At 64.1% G+C, this 20,860-nt stretch carries 19 protein-coding genes and 1 pseudogene; 8 read left to right on the forward strand and 12 right to left on the reverse strand.

Going from position 1 to position 20,860, the window contains the following annotated elements; all coding sequences use genetic code 11:
• Positions 1-24: 24 nt before the first annotated feature.
• The 5 genes from epsC to ABIB15_RS12060 form a co-directional block, all read right to left on the reverse strand.
• Positions 25-579 carry a serine O-acetyltransferase EpsC gene (gene epsC, locus ABIB15_RS12040; RefSeq protein ID WP_354479023.1) on the reverse strand — a complete coding sequence of 185 codons (555 nt, stop codon included), beginning with the start codon at positions 577-579 and terminating at the stop codon, positions 25-27.
• 62 nt (positions 580-641) lie between these two features.
• The gene (gene cysK / locus ABIB15_RS12045; RefSeq protein WP_354478819.1) at positions 642-1,580 is read right to left on the reverse strand and encodes a cysteine synthase A; all 939 of its coding nucleotides are present in this window, start codon (positions 1,578-1,580) and stop codon (positions 642-644) included.
• 305 nt (positions 1,581-1,885) lie between these two features.
• Positions 1,886-2,065 carry a YtxH domain-containing protein gene (locus ABIB15_RS12050; protein ID WP_354478822.1) on the reverse strand — a complete coding sequence of 60 codons (180 nt, stop codon included), beginning with the start codon at positions 2,063-2,065 and terminating at the stop codon, positions 1,886-1,888.
• A 101-nt stretch (positions 2,066-2,166) separates the two neighbouring features.
• The gene (locus tag ABIB15_RS12055; protein WP_354478825.1) at positions 2,167-2,340 is read right to left on the reverse strand and encodes a CsbD family protein; all 174 of its coding nucleotides are present in this window, start codon (positions 2,338-2,340) and stop codon (positions 2,167-2,169) included.
• A 14-nt stretch (positions 2,341-2,354) separates the two neighbouring features.
• Positions 2,355-2,705 carry a hypothetical protein gene (locus tag ABIB15_RS12060; protein WP_354478828.1) on the reverse strand — a complete coding sequence of 117 codons (351 nt, stop codon included), beginning with the start codon at positions 2,703-2,705 and terminating at the stop codon, positions 2,355-2,357.
• Between the two features lie 433 nt (positions 2,706-3,138).
• Between ABIB15_RS12060 and ABIB15_RS12065 the strand changes: the two genes are divergently transcribed.
• From ABIB15_RS12065 to ABIB15_RS12075, 3 genes are read left to right on the forward strand one after another with little or no spacing between them, the layout of a single operon-like run.
• Positions 3,139-3,714 (forward strand): RNA polymerase sigma factor, encoded by a 576-nt coding sequence (locus ABIB15_RS12065; RefSeq protein ID WP_354478830.1) that lies wholly within the window; start codon positions 3,139-3,141, stop codon positions 3,712-3,714.
• Positions 3,711-4,322: a hypothetical protein gene (locus ABIB15_RS12070; RefSeq protein WP_354478833.1), complete on the forward strand. Its 612-nt coding sequence runs from the start codon at positions 3,711-3,713 to the stop codon at positions 4,320-4,322. The genes ABIB15_RS12065 and ABIB15_RS12070 overlap by 4 nt, the downstream gene beginning before the upstream one ends.
• A 3-nt stretch (positions 4,323-4,325) precedes the next feature.
• Positions 4,326-4,739: a hypothetical protein gene (locus tag ABIB15_RS12075; protein ID WP_354478836.1), complete on the forward strand. Its 414-nt coding sequence runs from the start codon at positions 4,326-4,328 to the stop codon at positions 4,737-4,739.
• 188 nt (positions 4,740-4,927) lie between these two features.
• On the opposite strand, the gene ABIB15_RS12080 is transcribed toward ABIB15_RS12075, so the two are convergent.
• Complete coding sequence (locus tag ABIB15_RS12080) at positions 4,928-7,207, reverse strand: 5'-nucleotidase C-terminal domain-containing protein (protein ID WP_354478839.1); 2,280 nt, start codon at positions 7,205-7,207, stop codon at positions 4,928-4,930.
• Positions 7,208-7,367: 160 nt separating this feature from the next.
• Here ABIB15_RS12080 and ABIB15_RS12085 point away from each other — a divergent pair, with 160 nt between their 5' ends.
• Complete coding sequence (locus tag ABIB15_RS12085; protein WP_354478842.1) at positions 7,368-8,294, forward strand: EamA family transporter; 927 nt, start codon at positions 7,368-7,370, stop codon at positions 8,292-8,294.
• 341 nt (positions 8,295-8,635) lie between these two features.
• Here the strand turns inward: ABIB15_RS12085 and ABIB15_RS12090 are convergent, their stop codons facing one another.
• The 4 genes from ABIB15_RS12090 to ABIB15_RS12105 all read right to left on the reverse strand — a co-directional run bounded on the left by ABIB15_RS12090 (position 8,636) and on the right by ABIB15_RS12105 (position 14,474).
• Positions 8,636-9,244: an acyltransferase gene (locus ABIB15_RS12090; RefSeq protein ID WP_354478845.1), complete on the reverse strand. Its 609-nt coding sequence runs from the start codon at positions 9,242-9,244 to the stop codon at positions 8,636-8,638.
• 63 nt (positions 9,245-9,307) lie between these two features.
• Complete coding sequence (locus tag ABIB15_RS12095; protein ID WP_354478848.1) at positions 9,308-11,191, reverse strand: DUF4012 domain-containing protein; 1,884 nt, start codon at positions 11,189-11,191, stop codon at positions 9,308-9,310.
• Between the two features lie 74 nt (positions 11,192-11,265).
• Complete coding sequence (locus ABIB15_RS12100) at positions 11,266-13,119, reverse strand: DUF4012 domain-containing protein (protein ID WP_354478851.1); 1,854 nt, start codon at positions 13,117-13,119, stop codon at positions 11,266-11,268.
• Positions 13,120-13,439: 320 nt separating this feature from the next.
• Positions 13,440-14,474 (reverse strand): EpsG family protein, encoded by a 1,035-nt coding sequence (locus ABIB15_RS12105; protein ID WP_354478857.1) that lies wholly within the window; start codon positions 14,472-14,474, stop codon positions 13,440-13,442.
• 298 nt (positions 14,475-14,772) lie between these two features.
• Between ABIB15_RS12105 and ABIB15_RS12110 the strand changes: the two genes are divergently transcribed.
• The 4 genes from ABIB15_RS12110 (at position 14,773) to ABIB15_RS12125 (ending at position 19,041) form a co-directional block, all read left to right on the forward strand.
• A complete protein-coding gene (locus ABIB15_RS12110) occupies positions 14,773-16,026 on the forward strand; it encodes a lipopolysaccharide biosynthesis protein (protein ID WP_354478865.1) in 1,254 nt (417 codons plus the stop codon).
• Positions 16,023-17,156, forward strand: coding sequence for a polysaccharide pyruvyl transferase family protein (locus ABIB15_RS12115; protein WP_354478868.1), 1,134 nt, complete (start codon positions 16,023-16,025; stop codon positions 17,154-17,156). The genes ABIB15_RS12110 and ABIB15_RS12115 overlap by 4 nt, the downstream gene beginning before the upstream one ends.
• Positions 17,153-18,004: a glycosyltransferase family 2 protein gene (locus tag ABIB15_RS12120; RefSeq protein ID WP_354478871.1), complete on the forward strand. Its 852-nt coding sequence runs from the start codon at positions 17,153-17,155 to the stop codon at positions 18,002-18,004. Before ABIB15_RS12115 ends, ABIB15_RS12120 begins: the two co-directional genes overlap by 4 nt.
• Before the next feature lie 161 nt (positions 18,005-18,165).
• Positions 18,166-19,041, forward strand: a complete 876-nt coding sequence (locus ABIB15_RS12125; RefSeq protein ID WP_354479026.1) for an NAD-dependent epimerase/dehydratase family protein — start codon at positions 18,166-18,168, stop codon at positions 19,039-19,041.
• Positions 19,042-19,249: 208 nt separating this feature from the next.
• Here ABIB15_RS12125 and ABIB15_RS12130 read toward each other — a convergent pair.
• Positions 19,250-19,426: pseudogene (locus ABIB15_RS12130) on the reverse strand (IS3 family transposase); the annotation flags it as partial.
• Positions 19,427-19,765: 339 nt separating this feature from the next.
• Complete coding sequence (locus ABIB15_RS12135; protein WP_354479029.1) at positions 19,766-20,854, reverse strand: glycosyltransferase family 4 protein; 1,089 nt, start codon at positions 20,852-20,854, stop codon at positions 19,766-19,768.
• Positions 20,855-20,860 lie beyond the last annotated feature (6 nt).

Consider the following 20,860-nt stretch of genomic DNA (forward strand, 5'->3'; position numbering starts at 1 on the left):
ACTCCCCTGACAACGGGATCAACCTCAGATATAGATCGCCGGGTCGATGTAGAAGTCATCGCTGGCAGCATCCGGCGCATCGACCGGCACGGCCTTCGCGGGCATGCCGGTGAGCACCGAGCGTGCGGGGGCGTCGCGCACGACCACCGCGCCGGCGCCCACGCTGCTTCCCTCGCCGATCGTGATGGGCCCGAGGATCACCGCGCCGGCCCCGACGAGCACGCCGTTGCCGAGGGTCGGATGCCGCTTCTCCTGCTTCGTGCTGCGTCCGCCGAGGGTGACCCCGTGGTACAGCATGACGTCGTCGCCGAGCACCGCCGTCTCGCCGATCACGACGCCCATGCCGTGGTCGATGAACAGGCGGCGCCCGATCGTCGCGCCGGGGTGGATCTCCACGCCCGTCGCGGCGCGCGCGGCCTGGGAGATCGCGCGGGCGACGAAGAAGAAGCGCCGCCGCCACAGCTTGTTAGCAAGCCGGTACCACCAGACGGCGTGCACGCCCGGGTAGAGCCAGAACACCTCGGCGTTGCTGCGCGCGGCCGGGTCACGCAGCCGGGCGGCGGCGATGTCCTCGGTCATCCGCGGGCCGAGGCCGAACGCCGCACGCAAGCGCCGACGCACCCCGGCCAGGTAGCTCAATGTCAGTCCTGGAGGTGTTCGAACAGCACGCTGGACAGGTAGCGCTCGCCCGTGTCGCAGATGATCGCAACGATGGTCTTGCCGGCGTTCTCCGGGCGCTTCGCCAGCTCGAGGGCGGCCCAGATGATCGCGCCGGAGGAGATCCCGGTGAAGATGCCCTCCTCTGTGGCGAGGCGGCGGGCGATGTCGAGCGAGTCGTCCAGAGTGACGTCGATGATCTCGTCGTAGGCGTTCTTGTCGAGGATCGACGGCACGAAGTTGGCTCCGATGCCCTGGATCTTGTGCGGCCCGGCCTTGCCCTGGGTCAGCAGGGGCGAGTCGATCGGCTCGACGCCGACGATCTGCACGCCGGGCTTGCGCTCCTTGAGCACCTGACCGACACCCGTGATGGTGCCGCCGGTGCCGATGCCCGCGACGAAGATGTCGACGGCGCCGTCGGTGTCGTTCCAGACCTCTTCCGCGGTGGTCTCGCGGTGGATCTGCGGGTTCGCCTCGTTGTCGAACTGGCGGGCCCAGATGGAGTTCGGGGTGTTCGCGACGATCTCTTGCGCCTTCTCGATCGCTCCGCGCATCCCCTCGGATCCGGGGGTGAGCACGATCTCGGCGCCGAACGCGCGCAGAATCACGCGCCGTTCCTTGCTCATCGTCTCGGGCATGGTCATGATCACCTTGTAGCCGCGGGCGGCGCCGGCCATGGCGAGCGCGATTCCCGTGTTGCCGCTCGTGCCCTCGACGATGGTGCCGCCGGGCTTCAGCTCGCCGGACTTCTCGGCGGCGTCGATGATCGCAACCCCGATGCGGTCCTTGACGCTTCCGGCGGGGTTGTAGAACTCGAGCTTCGCGAGAATCGTGGCTCCGACTCCCTCGGCCAGTCGGTTGATGCGCACAAGGGGCGTGTTTCCGACTAGTTCAGTGACGTTGGAGTAGATGCGTCCGGCCATGTGTGCGCGTTCCGTTCTTCGTTGAGGGCAGTCGTACTTACCCTAACCACCAGCGCTGCACGGTCCCCAGATATTCCGCCTGCTGCTTTCATCATTCAGGAGTGGGCTGCCGGCGGCTGCTTTCATTATTCAGGAGATGAAAGCGGGAATCGCTGCGGATGCTGCCTCCTGACGCCACAGGAAGTAACATCCATCACTCCAGCCCCAACCAGTCCTGAATTATGAAAGGGCGGATGCTGCCGAATCAGTCGATTCTGCAGCATCCGCCCACTTCAGTCCCCACCACTCCTGAATAATGAAAGTGATCAGTCGCCGGGCTTCTCGGCGACGCGCGACCGGGTGCCCCTGATGCCGCTCTGCACCTTGTCGCTGTTCCAGAACTTGTCCGCCCTGACCTTCAGCTTCTCGTAGGTCTCTCGCCCGGCTCTGGAGCCCAGCACGTACCCGGTGGCAGCACCTGCCACAAAGAGGATCTTGCCCATCATGAGGTTCTCCTTCGCCCCGAGCCGCGTGCTCAGTGGTAAGTATCAGTGGTGAATGACGTCCCCGCCGAGCCCAGTCGGCGGGGACGTCAAGTTGTGGGGGGCTACTTCTTGAAGATGTCCTTGACGTTTTCGCCGGCCTGCTTGGCGCTGCCCTTGGCCTGGTCGGCCCGGCCCTCAGCTTCCAAACGCTCGTTGTCGGTGAGCTTGCCCGCCGTCTCCTTGGCCTTGCCCATCATCTTCTCGCCCGTGTTCTGAGCCTTGTCATCGATACCCATTGTCATCTCCTTCTTCAGTGATTCTGTTGGGGGAATACCGGTCGGATGGTTTCCTCGCGGTGGTGAGTCTGTTGGGCACCGGAGGCGTCCGCGTCCGTGCCGAGCACGATCCCCTGCCGGCGCTCGAGGCGCATCCCGACGATCGCGCTGACGATCAGGAACGCCGTGCCGAGGCTTGCGCCGAGCACCGCGATCGCGATGAGGATCAGGCTGTAGATGTAGCCAGGGTTCGCGGTGGGCGAGCCGACGAATTCCGAGATGAACGACGTGCGGCCGAGGGCACGGAGCAGAATCTCGGTGCCCACCAGGGCGGCGAGAGCGAGCACCGTGACGGCGACGGCGATCACCGCCACAGCGAGCATCAAGCGGTCGTGCTCCGGCTGCACCGGCGGCGTCGGCGGCTCGAGAGGGGCTGCCCCTGCGCGGGTAATCGACGCAGGGGAAGAGTGGCGGGATCGCTCGGGAAGTGCTGCCCCCGCGGGTGAACTCACCGCAGGGGAAGAGTGGGGGAGCCGCGCGAGGAGGTCGTCCCACATCGACCGCATGGTGCGCGTCTCGCGTACGGCAAGCTCACGATAGGTGGAGCGGCGCTTGTTCACAGGAGTCCTCTGGTGTGCGTCACGAATCGCAGTAGTTCGAATTGCTGCGGTCGCTACCATCGTCGGGGCTCCCGGGGTCTTGGGGAGAGTGTCTTCAACAGGCACGCTACGCGATGGTTATGAGATAGTCATTGACTAAGACGGTGCCGGGGGCCATTTCGTCACGCGCGAGGCAAAAATTTGTTGAAAAAGAGAAGAGGTGGTCACCGTCGCGTCTGAACACGCTCCGGCCTCTCTCTCCGACGCCGACGACCGCACCCTCGCCGGCCGCGCCTCCGACGGCGACGTGCGCGCCTTCGAGGTGCTCGTGCGCCGGTACGGCCCGCTCATGCGCGCCTATTCCACCCGCATCCTCGGGTCGAATGCCGAGTCCGACGACGTCGTTCAGGATGCCTTCGTGACGGCCTGGCAGCAGCTGTCGAGCCTCGACGACGGCCGCGCCGTGAAGAGCTGGATGATGCGCATCGTCAGCAACAAGAGCATCGACCGGCTGCGGGTCAGGCGCGAGCACGGCGACATCGACGACCACGACCCGCAGGCACCCATCGAGCAGTCCCCGGCGCACCTGGCCGAGTCCCGCTCGCAGGAGGAGGCGCTCTCGCAGGCCCTCGCCGCGCTTCCCGAGCTGCAGCGCCAGTGTTGGACTCTCAAGGAGATCGCCGACTACAGTTACGAGGAAATAGCCGAGCAACTCGACCTGCCGACCTCCACCGTGCGCGGCCTTCTGGCCCGGGCGCGCAAGGCACTCACTCGAGAAATGGAGGCGTGGCGATGACGAGCAATTCCGCCGAGCCTGCCGACTTCTCCGGCGACGAGCCCGAGGGCCTGGACGGCCACACCATCGAGGAGCTCAACGACTACCTCGACCGCGACCGCACCCCGAGCGACGAGTCGATCGACAACTCCCCCGGCTGCCAGATCGCCCTTGCCGCGCTCGAGCGGCTGCGCGGACTGACCAGCACGATTCTCGACCGGGATGCCCTCGCCGAGCCCGAGCGCGACGACAGCTGGGTCGCGTCGATACTCGCCAACCTCACGCGCGAGGTGCACGCGGGTCGCGACATCCCGATCACGCATGACTCCCCCAACGCGCGGCTCAGCGTCAGCGAGGGTGCGGTGCGCGGCATGATCCGCGCCGCCGGCGACTCGGTGGGCGGTATCGTCACGGGACGCTGCCGTCTCGAGGGCGACGTCACCGTTCTGGGAGAGCCGATCGTCGTGCTCGTCGAGGCGAATGCCTTCTGGGCCGACAGCCTCGCGGATGCCGAGGAGGATGTTCGCCGCGCGGTTCGCGCCGAACTCGAGCGCCACACCGAGCTCAATATCGCGACGATCGATGTCGCCATCGAGGATGCCACGGCATCACTCGCCCCGACGGAGTAGCAGATGACCGACACCGAAACCATTTCCACCGACCTCACCGAGCTCGTGCAGTCGACGCCCGGCGTGCGGATCGTCTACGACGCGGCGTCCACGATGGGGCGCGTGCTCGACAAGGTCGTGGACTTCGTGACCGGACGCGAGTCCGACACGAATCCCGTCGTCGTCAAGGAGCCGAAGGGCGGCACGCCGGTGCTCGACAAGGTCGTGGACTTCGTGACCGGGCGCGGGTCCGACCCGGATCCCGCGGCCGCCAAGGAACCGAAGGGCGGCACCGAGGTGCGCGTGAGCATCGGCGTGAGCGAAGACGAATCGGCATCCGAGGTCTGCCGCCGGGTGCACGATGCCGTCGCCGCGTACCTCGAGCAGCAGGGCGACGAGGCCACCGAGATCTCAGTGAAGGTCAGCAGCATCGGCTGAGTCCTGCGGCCGTGGCGCGGGGCACCACAGGCGTTCACAACTGCGGTGAATCGGCCGGGCGCCAGCATCCGCTCCCGGAAACGCGGGCCGCCGCGGGCAGCCCCTGCAATTCCGCCTGAGTTGCGCACAGGATGCCCGGCAGGCGCAGCCGGCCGCGATCATGCGCAGCCGGCCGCGATCAGCAGCTGCTACCGGGTGCCGTGCTTGCCCTTCGCGCCCTTCACGAGCTTCGCGTGTGAGGTCGCCGTACCGTCGGCGTAGCCTTCCGCTGACGCCGTCGCGGTGACCGTGAGCGATGTGCCCGCATCGGCGGCGGTGAGGGTGTAGCGCACGTCCGTCGCCCCGTCGATCGCGACACCGTCACGGTTCCACTGGTACGACACCTCGGCATCCGTGACATCGAACTTCGCGCCGACGGCCCTGACCGTGAAGCCGACCCTCACGTTGCCCGCGATTTTCGGGTCCTTCAGCGCGGTGATCGGTTCGTCGGCGAAGGTGAATGGCACCGACACGGACGTTCCCGTCTCGGGCACCGACACCGTCAACACCTGGGGCCCGAACACGCCCTCGGGAACCGTCATCACGATGGATGCGCGGCCGACCTCGTCCGTCGTGTCGATGATCGTCGGGTCGATCGGCGCGCTGCCAAGCACCGTGTCGCCGAGCGAGACGACTGCGGTTCCCCGGTTCGCCTCGCCGGCGCTGAAGAGCAGCGACGACAGGTCGATGGTGACCATTTCGCCGGCGTTGTAGCCGTCGGCATCGGCCGGCGAGAACTTCACGCCGACGGCGCGCTGCTCGAGCGGCGGGGAGTTGACCGGGAAGGCCACGAAGTAGTCGACCATGCTCTGCAGGTCGATCCTGCCGGTGTCGGCGCGGTTCGTGCCCGAGGCCAGGGTGAAGAAGTTGTCTCCGCCGCCGGCGAGGAACGAGTTCACCGTGACCCGGTACGACTCGCCGGGCTGCACGAGCACACCATTCACGTACATGGCGGTGATGTGCGAGCCCGCCGCGGCGGTGGGATCGTAGGCGTAGGTCAGCGACTCCGACAGGCCGAGCTTCAGGAACGGCCGGCCCGAACCGGCGGGCTGCCACTGCTCCTCGAGGACCGCCTTGAGCTGCTCGCTCGTGAGGTCCATGGCGACGAGCGTGTTGGCGAACGGCTGCACGCCGGCCGCCTCCGAGAACGTCACGAGCCCGTCCGCGTCGCCGGCCGTGGCGGGGTCGGCCGCGTAGGTGAGGTTGGCGCGGAGCCCGCCCGGGTTCATCAGGGCGATCTCGGCGGATGCCGACTGCGTGGCCCACAGCTGAACGTCGGCGACGAAGTTGCTGAGCGTCGACTCGCCGCCGCGGTTCTCCTGACCGTCAGTCCGGCGGGCACGGTTGAAGTCGGCGGTGATGTCGCCGACCTTGACCGATCCCAGCACGCTCGCGACCTCGACGGCATCCGAAACGATCGCAGCGACCTCGGGGTCGGGCAGGAAGGCTCCGGCGAGCGACTTCACCTCGGACGTGATACTGAGCAGCTCCTTCGAGGTGGGGTCGACCTGCAGGTTCATGGCGCCGTACTGCTCGCCGTACTGCCCGGCGGAGATGACCGGGCGGATGCGGTCGGTTCCAGCGATCGGAATCTGGTGGTTATAGGCCAGGTGGGTGTGCGCCGAGACGATCGCGTCGACGTTGGCGTTCACACCCGAGACGAGACGGCCGAAGTCCGAGTCGTCGGTGGCCGAGGAGATGTTCGTGGTGGCGGCACCCTCGTGCACGAGCATGATGAGCACGTCGGCTTCGCCGTTGGTCTCGTCGCCGTCGCTGAGGCGGTCGGCGACGCGGTTGACCGCGGGGACGACCGGGCCCACGGCGAGGCTCGCGATGCCGGTCGGGCTCACGAGCGACGGGAGGTCCTCGGTGGTCGCGCCGATGAAGCCGACGCGCACGCCCTCGAACGTCTCGATCGAGTACTCCTGGTAGGCGGGGGTGGTGGTGCCCGTTTCGTAGATGTTCGCGCTGAGGTAGTCCCAGTCGGCCGCCGGAATGACCCGGTCGTCGAGGTCGGCGCGACCGCGATCGAACTCGTGGTTGCCGAGCGCGGAGGTGTCGAGCCCGATCTCGTTGAGCGCGTCGATCGTCGGCTGGTCGTCCTGGATGAACGACGTGAACGTCGAGGCCCCGATGAGGTCGCCGGCACCGACGAGCAGGGTGTTCGGATTGTTCGCCTCGAAGGCGTTCACGAGCCCGCCGAGGACGGCCGCCCCCGCGACCGAGCGGTTGGCCTCGAGGCGACCGTGGAAGTCGTTCGTGGTGAGCACGTCGATGCTCACCGGGGCGTGATCGACGGCCACTGCGGGCGGCGCCGCGAAGGCGGAGAGACCGACCGTCAGGACGACCGCCGAGGCGACAACCCCCCGGCGAGATCGTGGCCGCGTCGAGAGCGCGATCGTGGTGGCCGAGGGCAGGCTGTCGTGCATGGCGAGGACTCCTTGTGGGGGGATAACCGTCGTTGGATCACCCCCTGATGGGGGTCGTTATTTGACACTAACCTCAGCTTGCGGCATTCGCTACGACCCAGGGGAAATGTCATCAGGCGTTAACCAGTAGCGTGTCTGTGACCCCCTCGATTGGCTGCCCTTGTTTTCAGTACTCCTCGGCCTGACCGGCGCCCTCGTCTACGGGGCCGCCGACTTCTTCGGGGGAATCGCGGCCAAGCGCATCAGCGCGCTCAAGGTGACGGCAATCGGCGCCGCGAGCGGACTCGTCCTGCTCCTGCTGCTGCTCCCCCTCACCGGCGGAACCTGGTCGGTGCAGGCCGTCACGCTCGGCGCTCTCTCCGGCATCTCGGGGGCGCTGGCCATCTCGCTGCTCTACGCCTGCCTCGCGATCGGGCCGATGAGCATCCTCTCCCCGCTCACCGCGGTGATCTCGGCGATGGTTCCGCTCACCGCCGGGGTGCTGCGCGGCGACCGCCTCCCCCCACTCGGATACCTCGCGCTCGGCCTCGCCCTGCTCGCGGTCGTCCTCGTCGGGTTCGTGCCCGACCGTAAGGCCGTGCGCCCCTCAGCCAAGGCGCTCGGGATGGCGGTCGGGGCCGGCGCCCTGATCGGCGTCTTTCTCATCGTGATCGACCTCACTCCGAGCGACTCCGGCGTCGTCCCGCTCATCGCCAACCGCACCGTGAACGCGACGCTCATGTTCGCGACGATCGGCGTGCTCGCCCTCCTCGCGTCGCGGCGGACGAGGCGGGCGGATGCTGCGGTGCGGGTGGATGCTGCGGGCCAGAGCCCCACCACTCCCGCCAGCACCCCGGGACGCCTCGCCCACTGGTCCCCCGGGCTCCGGCTCGCGATCGTGGGCGGCACCCTCGACGCAACGGCGAACGTGCTGATCTTGCTCGGCCTGCGCGCGGGCGACCTCAGCATCATGGCCGTGCTCACGGCGATGTACCCGGCGGGCACGATCATCCTCGCGGCGGTCCTGCTCAAGGAACGCATCACCCCGACGCAGGGCATCGGTCTCGTGCTCGCCCTCGCCGCGGCCGCGATGCTCGCGCTGATCTGACCGTCCGCGTCCGCGATCCTCCCGCTGATCTGATCGCCGCGACACCCCTCCCGCCAACTCGCCGCTCCCCCGCGCCGAACGTGCCCGCTCGCGCCGAGAGCACCCGTTCCTGCAGGCACACTCGGCGGCAACGGGCACACTCGCCGAATGGGCACACCGAGCGGCAGCCCACGAGAGCCTCGGCCCGCGCCGGCGCCCCTTCCCTCCCAGAGCATCCGTTCGCGCAGGCACACTCGGCCGCAATCAGCGCCGAACGTGCCCACTGTCGCCGAAAGTGCCCGTTCCTGCGAGCACACTCGGCGCCCACAGGCACTCTCGGCGAACATGACGCGCAGCGCGTCTCAGTCGCCCGCGACCTCGGTCATGACGCCGTCGACGAACTCGAAGCGGTCGCCTGTGCTGGGGCACAGCCATCCGTCGCCCTCGGGCTCCAGCGGCACGCCGGCCCTCCCTACCCAGCCGACCTGACGGGCGGGCACCCCGACCACGAGCGCGAAGTCGGGCACGTCCTTCGTTACGACCGCTCCGGCCGCGACGGTCGCCCACTTTCCGATGCTGACCGGCGCGATGCACACCGCGCGCGCGCCGATCGCCGCCCCGTCGCCAATCGTCACTCCGACGGCCTCCCAGTCGTGGGCGTTCTTGAGTGAACCGTCGGGGTTGACCGCCCGAGGGTAGGTGTCGTTGGTCAGCACCACTGCCGGGCCGATGAAGACCCCGTGGCCAAGCACGGCCGGCTCGTAGACGAGCGCGTAGTTCTGCACCTTGCAGTTGTCGCCGAGCACAACGCCCGGGCCGACGTAGGCGCCGCGGCCGATCACGCAGGTGGCGCCGAGCACGGCATGCTCCCGCACCTGGGCGAGATGCCAAATCGAGCTGCCCGCCCCGATCTCGGCGGTCGGTGCGACGTCGGCAGTCGGTGCGACGCGGGTCTCGGGGGTGGTGGTCACTGGGGCTCCTTGTCGGCGTGAACCGGGCGTGTGGCGCTCACCCTACTCCGCCCCTGTCGGCGGTCAATCGCCGGCGACGGTGGCGCAGTCGAGCTGATTGGTCACAATCACGGTGGGGTTCACGAGCGGGGTCACCTGCGCCTCGAGCGCCTTCTCCCCGGGCTCTGCCGAGACGAAGTCATAGGTGAGAGTCACGGTCTCCCCTGGCCGCGCGAGCACGACAAGCTTCGCGACCGGGTAGTCGGTGTCGTGCAGGTCGGCGATCGCGGCGGGGGCGCCGTTGATTGTCGCCCCCGTGATGCTCGCTCCGGGCGGCGCGTAGAGCACCACCCACAGGCGCTGGGCGGCGCGGGGCACACCCTCGCGCTCCCAGGTGCCCACGATGGAGGGCGAGAGAGTCGCGGCATCCGCGGGATTGACGGTATTGGTCAGCTCGACCGTCACCCGGTTGCTCTGCCGGCCGTCGTCGCGGCAGCTCGCCGTGCCGAGCGCCACGCTCTGCTGCAGGTAGTAATTGAGTTTCGAGCCCACGTTGTCGTGAAAGTAGACGCCAACACGATCGGTCTCGTTGTCGCTGACCGGCAGCTCGCCGGTGAGGCCGTTCGCCTCGAGTTGCGTCTGCTCCTCCGGGTTCGTGCTCCAGAACAACAGCCGCCGCTCCTCCCAACCCTGCAGGAGCGCCTCGACGAGAACCTTCGGGTCGACCTGCCCGCTCGTCAGCTGGTCAAACGTCTTCTCGACGGCCTCGGCGTAGACGGCATCCTGAGAGATGTTGTCAAGGGCGGTGTCTCCTGAGTTGAACCATCGATACACGCTGTTGAGCAGCACCGTGACGGTGCTGTCGCCTGTGAGCACGTCGCCGTTGGACAGGGGAATCGGGTCGGTTGCCTGCATCACGTAGCCGAGCGCGACCGGGTCGGCCGACAGCACCCCGTCGATCTCCATGCCGAACGAGCGCCTCCAGTTCTCCTGGGTGATCGCCGCCGCGGTGCCAAAGCTCGGCCGGGTCGTCGCGTTGGCGATAAAGGTTCCGAGATAGCCGGGGTAGATCTCGTCGACGCCGTCGGGCAGCGGAACGATGGACTCCGGGTAGGTGGGAAACCCCGCCCGCGAGGTCGGCACGGCCGGCAGCAGGTCGATCGCGCCGTTGTCAACAGTGATCACCGCGAACGACAGGGCCGTGCCACCCAGGGCGCGCGATTCTGCGGGGTTCTGGAACATGAGCACGTAGTTGCGCGGGCCCTCGGAGCCGAGCGCGGGGGGCAGCATCGGCACGACCGCATTGAGCGTCTTGAGCGTCGGCGCGAGCTCGGCGAGCAGGGCAGCGAGCTTGTCCCGCGCCTCGCCGATCGGCGCGATCGTGCCCTCGGTGTCGATGGCATCGACCGCATCGACGGCGCGCCCCACGGCGACAGTCGCCTCCTCGACCGCGGGAACGGCCGCGATGAGCGGCTCGAGGTCGACGACCTGTTCGACGGGGGTGAAGGATGCCGGGTCGATGCTGCCGGCGACGCCGACGAGCGGGGCGGCGACATCCGTCATCACCTGGTCGGAGACGGCCGCAAGCTCCCGGACGGCGGTGAGGTTCTTGCCCAGCACGGGAAACGCCTCGGCCACTCGCCACAGCGCCCCGTCGGTGAGGTCGGCGGCGCGGTTGGTGTGGCCGATGACCGTGTCAAGCGTGGCCTCGGCCGCCCCGAGGTCGAGCGCGGTCGCCTCGCTCTGCAACTGGGGCAGCAGCGCCTGTGCCGACTCGAGTTCGGTCTTGGCCTCGAGGGCGCGCGTGCCGATGTAGGCGGCGGATGCTGCCGCGACCACGACCAGCGCGACGACCACGATCACCCAGAACCACCACCGGCGCAGGATGCTGCGGCGCCGAGTTGCCGTGGCGGGCGCGGGCTCCGGCGGCGGCGAGGTCGGGTCGGTCGCGGTCACGAAGTCATTCAAGCATGAAGGCCACGATCGCCGGTCGGTGTCGGTGAGGAAAATCCGGGAACGGCGCGGGCGCGGCCCCGAGTCTGCTACGGAGCCGCGACCGTGGCGCAGTCGAGAGCCTCGGTCGAAATCGCGGTGGCGTTCACCATCGGAGTCACCTGCGCCTCCAGGGTCTTCTCGCCGGCCTGCGGCGACACGAAGTCGTAGGTCACCGTGACGGTCTCGCCGGGCGGCACGGTCACGGTGAGCTTGCCGACGGGGAACTCGGCGTCGTGCAGGTCGTCGAGCGGAACGGCTGATCCGCCGATCGTCGCGCCGGTGATCTGCGCCCCGGGGGGCGCGTAGAGCAGGCTCCAGATGCGCTGGGCCCCCTTCTGCACGCCTTCGGCTTTCCAGTTGCCGAGCACCGAGACGGTGCGGGAGTCGACGATCGACGGGTCGAGCGAATTGGTGAGGTCGACCGAGACGCGGTTGCTCTGCAGCCCGTCGTCCGCGCAGCTCGCGGCACTCAGGCGCACCGCCTGCTTCAGATAGAAGTTGACCTTCGAGCCGACGTTGTCGTGGAAGTAGACGCCGACGCGCTCGGTCTCGGCGTCGCTGATGGGGATCTCCCCGTTGAGTCCGATCTCGGCAAGCTGCGCCTGCTCTGCCTCGTTCGCGCTCCAGTAGAGAAGCCGCCGTTCGTCCCACCCCTGCACCAGCGCCTCGATGAGCAGGTTGGGGTCGAGCGGGCCTCCCGTGATCCGGCCGAAGGTCGCGTCGACCGCCTCGGCGTAGACCAGGTCCTGGGCGATGTTGTCCCTTCTTGCGTTACCCGAATCAAAGCGCTGGTAGACGTCATTGAGCAGGAACGGAACGAGGGATTCGCTCGTGAGGATGTCGCCGGTGGAGAGGGTGATCGGGTCGGTCGCGCGGAGGATGTATCCGAGTGCGACGGGGTCGACCGACAGCACGCCGTCGACCGGGGAGCCGAACTGGCGCTTCCACGTCTCTTGGGTGATCTGCGCGGCGGTCGTGAAGCTGGGGCGGGTGGTCGCGTTGGCTATGAAGGTGCCGATGAAGTCGGGGTAGACCTCGGCGGCGCCGTCCGGAACGGGAATGACACCCTCCGGGTAGCGGTCAAAGTTGGAGAAACCGGCGGGACGGGTCTCGACCAGCTCGATGCGGCCGTTGTCAACTCGGATCAGCGCGAACGACAGTGCAGTGCCGCCGAGAGACCGAGCCTCGGCCGGGTTCTGGAACATGAGCGCGTAGGTGCGTGGCTCCTCTGAGCCGAGGGCAGGCGGCAGCAGCGGCAGCACCGTATTGAGCGTCTCGAGGGTGGGGCCGAGATCATCGAGCAGCACGGCGAGCTGGTCTTTCGCGCCGGAGACCTGCGACAGCGTGCCGTCGGTGTCGATCGCGTCGAGCACATCGATCACCGCCGTCACGCCAGCGGTCGCCTCTTTGACCGCTGGCACGGCGTCCACGAGCGGCTGCAAGTCGATAGCGCCGTCCTTGGGCGCGAAAGAGGCCGGATCGATGCTGCCCGCGACGCCGATGAGCGGTGCCGCGACATCCGTCATGACGTCGTCGGTGACGACTGCGAGTTCGCGCACTGCCGTGAGGTTTTTGCCCAGAATCGGCACGAACTCCCCGACACGCCAGATCGCGCCACCGGTGGCATCGACGGCGCGTCCTGTGTGGCCCGTAATTGTCTCGAACGTGGCGGTGGCGCTCTCGATGTCGAGGGCGACCGCCTCGGTCTTGAGCTGCGGCACGAGGGCCTGGGCCGCCTCGAGCTCGGACTTCGCTTCGAGAGCACGGGTGGCGATCGCGAACGCACCGGCTGCCGCAACACCGAGCAGAACGACGACAATGAGTGTCCAGAACCACCAGCGACGATGGATGCCCGCGCGCGATCGCCGTGCGTGGGCTCTTGGAGTCGCGGCGGCAGGCATCCGATCATTCAACCATGGAGGGTTTCCGCGCCACTGCAACACGGCGATTCGGTCTACCCCTGTTCTGGGGCAGCTTGGGTGACCATAACTCGCTTTGAGAGGAGGGGGCGCACTCTAGGCTGTGGCACGTGTCGAGAATCCGCCCGGAGCAACGAGGCCACAGCCACTTCCTCAAGCGCGGGCGAAGCACGATTGTGCTTCAGTACGGGCTGCTTGCATTCGCTGCGATCGCCGCCGGGGTAGGTGCATTTCTTGCGTTCTCGATGACTTGATCGTGCCCCGAGGCACCGCTGTTCGATCCGCGCGTGACCACAGAGTGACTACAGATAAGTCCGATACGGGATCAGGCCGGCATAGTTCTGCAGGTACGCGAAGAAGTACGCGGCCGCCAAGATCAAAACGGCCGCGACATGCAGATTTTTCCCGCGGTCACTTATGTCACGCGTCAGGGCCAACGCATTCGGCAGCGCGAGCACGAGGAAAATTCCAAAGTACATCTCCATTCGAGCAACCACCAGGTACTGCGTGCCAATAATGAGGAAGATAAGGCCCACCGTAACCATTGCCACATACTCGGCGGGCTGCCGACGGAGCAGGTGCAGCGTGTACAGGAGGATCCCGAGCTTGAACATGATGGTCAAGTAGGTGCCGAGCCCCACGGCGTTGGGCACCAGATAAATCTCGTACCGAGGAATGATGGACGCAAGAACCTGTCGGACGGGAGGAAAAGACATCAGCAACACCACCACGAAAGCGGAGAATAATGCGACCAATACGCCTCCGGTTCGCGGCTTCCACTTCCTCACCGCTATCTGGACGACCGCAGCGACAGCGGCCGAAAGGTGCAATGTCGAGGCGACCACATTCAAAGCCACGAATACCCAGGGGCGCTTTTCTAGGAACGTACTTGCCCAAAAATTTAGACCTACGGCCATGCCCTGGCGGATCGCGTTCAAAGGGGCGAGGTAGAAAGCGAGCAGAATGTAAAGGAGCAAGGCGAAGGCGGGATGCAGGCTCTGCTTCTTGATCACGACATAGACGGGCAGAATCGTGACTGCGGACGTCACCCAGAAGATAAGGTAGGGAAAATCAGACAGGGCGCGAAGCGCAATTGTCAGTTGCGTATACCCCCAGTCCAGGCTGGACCGCTCAAGATAGTATTGCCAAAACTCAGGTTGAATTTGCGAATAGTTCAGTGCGTAGATCGCATAGTCGGTGCCGACTTCAAAGCGGAATGCAGAGAACGAAATTAAGGCGCTCAGCGCCAGCACATCAAAGACTGTCCAGCGCGACGCGCGCAAACCTTCGCCGTTGACGCCGGGCCTGGTTAGTTTCGACTTAGTCGCAGCGATCACGCTAGAGAGTCCAGCGAAGACACCCGCTACGGCAGTCACCGCGAAGTACGCAAGCAAGATTGCCCTTCGTGTCGCAACTGGTAAGAAGATTTGGCCGAATTGGCGTATCGGTGTGTACATACTTTCACGGATGCGAATCGATAAATGCGGCTCAGGCAGCGACTCGTCTGGAGCCCCGAGAGCTACATTCGCCTGCGATAGGATTCGTAAGTCGTTTGCTTCGCCTGTGCGCATCATCCTCGACGGGAAGTAAAAGTCAACGGCCGCAAACGACCAAGAGCCTCGGAAGGACGTCCAGGTGCTTGATCGTGCATGGTTGAAGAACTGGCCGGCGCTCCTGGTTCTGGTCTCCAATATCGCGCGCGCCGCTTCGCAGTGGATCCTAGTCTGGTGTTATGCGCTGCTGGGCGGTTCGTCTGCCGTCGGTGAATTTTCACTGGCACTAGCCATTGTCACCCCGATCTTCATTGCGTCCGAGATGTCCCTACGCAACGTGTACGTGACTCTTCATCGGGAGATTGCGTTCACCAGCTACGTTCTCGTGCGGAGCGTCTCAACCATGTTCGCGCTGGGGGTCGCCGTGGCCATTTCGGGCTGGAGCTTCGTGAGCATGGAATTAGTCCTCCTGCTCGCACTCATCAAGGCCGCGGACTCAGTAGCGGATTTATCATACGCTGCACTCCAAAAAGAAGGGCGACTCGCATCAATTGCGACAAGTTCGATTGCCAATTCGTTTCTGACGGTCCTAGTCGGTGTGAGCGCGTATTGGGCAACTCGAAGCATCGAGCTATCACTCCTGGGCTCGCTTCTTGCGTCCGTTGCTGTGGCTGGAGCCGTATTTGTCCCAGTGCTTCGACGTCGGCCCGGAGCCAGCACACCGGGAATTTCAACTGGTGGATCCTATCGAGGGATCTTGCATGCTGGCCTTCCGTCCGGTCTTGCCTTCGCATCGGTGTCCTTGCTCACATATGTTCCGTTTTACTTCCTCGGGCTCACCGCGGGAATTGACCAGGTGGGGTCCTTCGCGGTGCTCGCATACTTCCTAGTCTTTGCGAATCTCTTCTACGCGTCGGTGCAGCAATCTACCCTCCACTCCTTTGTCGCTTCGTTCATTTCGCACGGCAAGACGGGGCTGCTCAGATACGCTGTTCGAATCGGCTGGCCGCTAGCCTGGTGCGGGATCCTGAGCGGCACCGCCGTGCTATTTGCAGGCGCCCCCTTAATTGAGCTCCTGTACGGAGCTGAATTCACTTTGACCGCGGGGGAGGTTTGGCCGATCGCCGTAGCGCTTGCCCTTCTTCCCTTGACATATGTGTCCGGCGCCGTTCTTCTGACCCGAAACCTTTACACCGTCCAGTTCGCAATTGGGCTCGTATCGCTTCTGGCGACGGTGGGGATTGGCGTTTCGCAGACTGAGGGCTTTTCCCTGACGACGGCTGGTCTGCTCGTTCTCGCTGGCACAACCTTTAGAGGCGTGCTTGGAATCACGGCAGCTGCTGTCGTTCTGGCGCCCCGAGGCCCGAGGCGAAGTCCCATCGAGAATGCGACATGACCAAGGAATCTCATATGCCCAGAAGACAGCGCGCTCACATTGTTGGGTACTACGGGATGGCAAACTTTGGCGATGACCTATTCTGCGAGGTTATCCGAAACTACGCGAGCCATCTGCTCCCCGGCCTTGACGTCAAGATTGTGGGTGACTTTGCCCGTGGGAAGGCAAAGGGCACGTACTTAGAGTCGTTAAGGGCCCAGTTGTTCTCTTCGAACAGTCCTCTTGGATCAGCCGTTCGCCTCGCAGTTGGCTTGAACACTGTCGTGAGGGCTGATCTCATAGTCCTTGGCGGCGGATCCGTGCTTTCAAGCGTCAAGGGGGTGTGGTCTGTTCAGAACCGGCTCGCAGTTCTATGCAACACGTCGTTCCGCGCACTTGGCGTTTCGATCGGTCCTTTTGCAGCTGACGTCGACCGTTCTGCGATCTCCGTCTTTGCAAATAGATTCGACAGAATAGTGGTGCGGGACAACTCATCCCTTATGAATGGGCGGGAACTGGTCTCACCCGCAAAAGTGACGCTAGGCGGGGATCTCGCTGCACTTTATGTGTCTCCCGACGTCAAGGTACCTCGAGTTCCCGGGATCCGACGGGTCGGCATTGCCCTGTGCAACTTCCCCGGGTTCACCATCAGGGAGTTGAAGGATCTGATTTCGGCCACGGTCGAAGCTCTAGCGCTAACGAGGTCACCCGATGTAATTGACCACGTGTTCGTGATCTCCTTGAACAGCAACGTCGAGTTCGGGGACGACGAACTCTCTCAGCTCGCGGCCCGAGAGCTGACCGCGGCGAATGTCGCGGTGTCTCTCATTAGGTATGCCGACAACGACGTTTCATTCATCTGGAATCTTCTCGGTTCTTTGGACGCTCTCATCGCCGTGCGGCTTCATGCTGCCATCTGTGCATATATGAACTCCGTGCCATTCGTATTGTTGGAATACCATCAGAAATGCCGCGACTTTTGCGATGACATCGGCCAGCTCGCAGCGCTGCGCGCTGGCGCCTTCCCCAGCCAGTCGTCTGCGCTCATTAAGATCACTGCGCTCTTATCTGGAAGTCGCTCGACTGTGGCGCTTGCCCCAGCCGAGTATGCCGCTCGGGCTCGTGCGATTTACTTCGAGGGGACTCAGTGAAGGCGAGCGGCCCGGTTCAGACGGGCGATACGTCGCCGGTGACTGCAGTGATTCCCTGCTTTCGCAATGCCACTACATTGCGCCGTGCCGTTAAATCGGTCTTTGCTCAAACCAATCGCCCACGGGAGGTGATTGTGGTCGACGACGCTAGTGATGACGAAGATACCGAAGTACTTCTCTCTGCTCTTGAGGTTGAATATGGCGATCTTGTCAAGGTGATCAGGTTAGATTCGAACGGTGGCCCATCAGGAGCTCGCAATCGCGGATGGGAAGCCGCTTCCCAGCCATTTATCGCATTTCTTGATGCGGACGATGCCTGGCACCACGAGAAGATTGCGCTGCAGATGCCGCTCATGCTTGGTCCCCACGGTGCTTCAATATCGGGGCATCCGATTTCAATCAACACATTCTTTATGTGCGACGCCAATGTGGACGTTGAGCATCTGGCTAGACCACTCAGGATAGGACAGCTACTTTTTCGCAATCAGTTGCCAACGCCCTCCGTCATTGTGAAGGCTTCGCTTCAACAGCGTTTCGATCCTTCGAGACGCCTGTGTGAGGACTATGACCTTTGGTTGCGTATTTTGATGGCAGGCGAATTCTGCAGGTACTTGCCGATTCCACTGACAACCACCTTCAAAGCGTCCTTCGGCGAGGGCGGGCTGAGTGAAGACTTGTTCGCTATGGAGCAAGCCCAAGCTGGTGTATACCGTGGCTTGGTGGCCGATCGATTGATTTCGATGCCGACCTATGCGGCCTTGGTAGTTTGGGGTTGGGTGCGATTTGCGCGCCGGGTTGCAATATCGAAAACGCGGCAGCCCTTACGGAAATTGCGGCGTGAATGCTAGATCACCGTGCGACAGCTTTCGGAACCGTATCCCACGGCCAACCGCTTCTTATTTCCATTGTTGTTAGCCATTGACGAAGTTGGCGATTGGGTGGGATTTGGCAGGCGCGAACCTGCTATTCGTTCCAGTCGCACGGGGAGAGCCTAATGATTGACCCGTCGATGCCCCGGGTCCTCATCTTGGGGGCCGGGGGGAATCTGGGGAGGGCACTTCAGCTGCGTTTGCGCTCGTCACAGCGATGGTTAGTCTTGCCGATCTTTGGCCCGCGCGCCGCCTCTGGCCAGAAGAGGGTAGACATCACCGATCGCAATGAAGTGGATGCACTCATCCGAGAGTTACGTCCGAACGCCGTCGTGCACCTAGCCGGGCTAACCGGCAACGAGTGCGCTCAAGACCCGGAACGGGCGGTCGAGGTGAATGTGCGCGCGGTTGAAAAGGTCGCCCGCGCCAGTAGTAAGTATGGGGTGACGTCGCTCCTATTTCCTTCCACCTCGGCCGTATACGGAGACCGATATACGCGTCCGGCTGCCGAGGAGATGCAACTGGACATCCGGAATGCGTATGCGGAAACGAAAGCCCGTGCAGAAGCTGTCTTGAGGGATCTGCACAGAGAGGGCGATGGGCCGGCCGCGGCGATCCTTCGCGTATTCAACGTTTATGGGGCTGGCCTCGCCGAATCGCTCGTTGAACGATTACTGGCGTCGAGCCCGACGAGGCCCGTGTCGCTGCGTAGCGCTGAAACTTTCACTCGGGATTACAGCAGCGTGTCCGAAATCGCAAAGGTGATGGAATTCATCCTCGATCAATCGGCAGCGGATCAAATTGACCCTTTCACCGTCAACATTGGAAGCGGCATACCGACGTCCAACGGTCGTCTTTTGCAGATCCTCCAACGGCATCGTCGAGTGTACACAAGCGAGACGCCAGGGGCCTGGAGTTACAGTTGTGCCGATGTGACCGCCGCCCGGAGGCTCGCGATCCCAATTCCGCTCGGCTTGGATGCGCTGGTCGAACGTGCATCAGTAGTTGGGGATTAGGGCGCCACGAAGGGTTTCGCAAGATTTTCGGCCTGACGGTGATGGCGCGGAGGGCAGCGGCGGTGCGGTGTTTAGCGGCCATCTTGTCGTGGCGGGTGGTGATTGAGTATTTGAGGCTTTGAGCACCACCCAATCGTGCGGTTCAGCACCACCGATCGTGCGAGAGAGGGACTGCCCCGAGTTCAGTTGACTCGGTGGGTTAGTGGTTTCACGCGGCCTTGAGGGGCACGTTTATTGTCTCAAACTCGATCGGGGTGAGTTTACCGAGGCGGCGCTGGCGGCGCCTCCGGTGGTAGGTCCGCTCGATCCAGACGACGATCGCCAGGCGCAGTTCTTCCCGGGTCGACCACCGTTGCCGGTCCAGGACGTTCTTCTGCAGCAACGCTGATGGCGCTCACTGAAATTCCCCAGTTCTGCTCACTGAAATTCCCCACTCCGGGTCGCTTCCGCACATAGAAGCGGGCCCTCCTCGATGCTGATGGTCTTCGACCACACACCCGCTCGAGAAGGGCCCTACTCCTATGCTTTCAGTCCCGAACTACCAGATGTAGTTCAGGGAGCGTTCGACGACACAACACCCCGCGTCATGAAGAAATTGACGCATCCCGATCGGATCTGTTTCAAAACCCAGGGCGAGTTAGCCGAATTTCAAGTGGCAACCGACAACCTCGTTGCATTTCCGATCGATTGGCCACCAAAAGCCGCTCAGCCGCTACCACGCGACTTACGCCTTCGACGTGCGGGCCTCAAGGCCAGAGCGAAGGAATTTTCGTATGGTGAATTGGACCTCAGACGTCTCGTACCGTGCTTCGACCATTTCCAGTGCACTCTCCACCATTGACGCTGATGCGTCTCGATCGAGCAGGGCCTTTCGCAGAGCATAGGCGAGTTCATTCTCAGATCCGAGCGGTACCAGGTATCCGGATACACCATCCTCAACGAGGTCTCTCGAGCCGGTCGCATCTGTGGCGACTACAACTCGTCGGCTTGCCATTGCCTCAAGGATCACATTTGGCAAGCCCTCTCGGAGGCTCGGCAAACAAAAGACGTCCATCAACGCATAGAAGGGCGCAACGTCATCTTGATATCCAGCAGATATGATTCGCTGCCCCGTGCGATTCAACAAATTCAGCGCATCGTGACCAGAATCATCGTCAACCATACCCACAACCAGAAGCTGGAGCTCAAGGCCGCTGTCGTGCAGAATACTCAAGGCTCCCGCAAGTTCCGGGAGTCCCTTGTCGCGCGTCAGCCTTCCAACGAACCCCACCACTGGGATCTGATCGTCTATGCCCAGGTAGTTCGACCAATATTCCGTAGTTGTTGTGTCCTGGGATATTTGTCGGAAGCGCGCGGTGTCGACACCATTGCAGCTTCCGGCACCTAGAACGGAGCTGTGACCGAACTTTGTGATTCCCAGATCAATCGCGAGCATTCTGAGGGACTCACTCACGGCGACTACGTCATGGGCGCTGGCCGCCGTGAGCCGCTCCATCAGACGATATACCCACCTTGAAGGCCCTACAGACGTCTCCAAGCGAAGCCCCAACAGCTCATAAACGCGATAGGGCACTCGGAACGCTCTTGCGGCCACAGTACCCAACAACGCCGCCTTTGGGGTCCCGATCAGCGTGACTTCCGGGCGTACCTGACGAATGAGCTTCAGCCATCGCCACAATGCAGCGAGGTCCCGGAATAGGCTCGTTTCTCGCGCCATCGATAGCTCGTGGACCGTTACCCCGTTCACCGGGCGCAGCGACTCGAGCCGACGACCCGGGCCGGACACGACGTGAACGTCCCAGCCGTCCTGCACCAGCGC

The organism is Marisediminicola sp. UYEF4, from assembly GCF_040546025.1.
Lineage (GTDB): Bacteria > Actinomycetota > Actinomycetes > Actinomycetales > Microbacteriaceae > Marisediminicola.

What these genes read in the sequence shown, in the direction of transcription:
- epsC (WP_354479023.1), bottom strand. Translation starts at nt 579, where the DNA reads ATGACCGAGGACATCGCCGCCGCCCGGCTGCGTGACCCGGCCGCGCGC.
- cysK (WP_354478819.1), bottom strand. Translation starts at nt 1,580, where the DNA reads ATGGCCGGACGCATCTACTCCAACGTCACTGAACTAGTCGGAAACACG.
- ABIB15_RS12050 (WP_354478822.1), bottom strand. Translation starts at nt 2,065, where the DNA reads ATGATGGGCAAGATCCTCTTTGTGGCAGGTGCTGCCACCGGGTACGTG.
- ABIB15_RS12055 (WP_354478825.1), bottom strand. Translation starts at nt 2,340, where the DNA reads ATGGGTATCGATGACAAGGCTCAGAACACGGGCGAGAAGATGATGGGC.
- ABIB15_RS12070 (WP_354478833.1), top strand. Translation starts at nt 3,711, where the DNA reads ATGACGAGCAATTCCGCCGAGCCTGCCGACTTCTCCGGCGACGAGCCC.
- ABIB15_RS12075 (WP_354478836.1), top strand. Translation starts at nt 4,326, where the DNA reads ATGACCGACACCGAAACCATTTCCACCGACCTCACCGAGCTCGTGCAG.
- ABIB15_RS12080 (WP_354478839.1), bottom strand. Translation starts at nt 7,207, where the DNA reads ATGCACGACAGCCTGCCCTCGGCCACCACGATCGCGCTCTCGACGCGG.
- ABIB15_RS12100 (WP_354478851.1), bottom strand. Translation starts at nt 13,119, where the DNA reads ATGCCTGCCGCCGCGACTCCAAGAGCCCACGCACGGCGATCGCGCGCG.
- ABIB15_RS12115 (WP_354478868.1), top strand. Translation starts at nt 16,023, where the DNA reads ATGACCAAGGAATCTCATATGCCCAGAAGACAGCGCGCTCACATTGTT.
- ABIB15_RS12125 (WP_354479026.1), top strand. Translation starts at nt 18,166, where the DNA reads ATGCCCCGGGTCCTCATCTTGGGGGCCGGGGGGAATCTGGGGAGGGCA.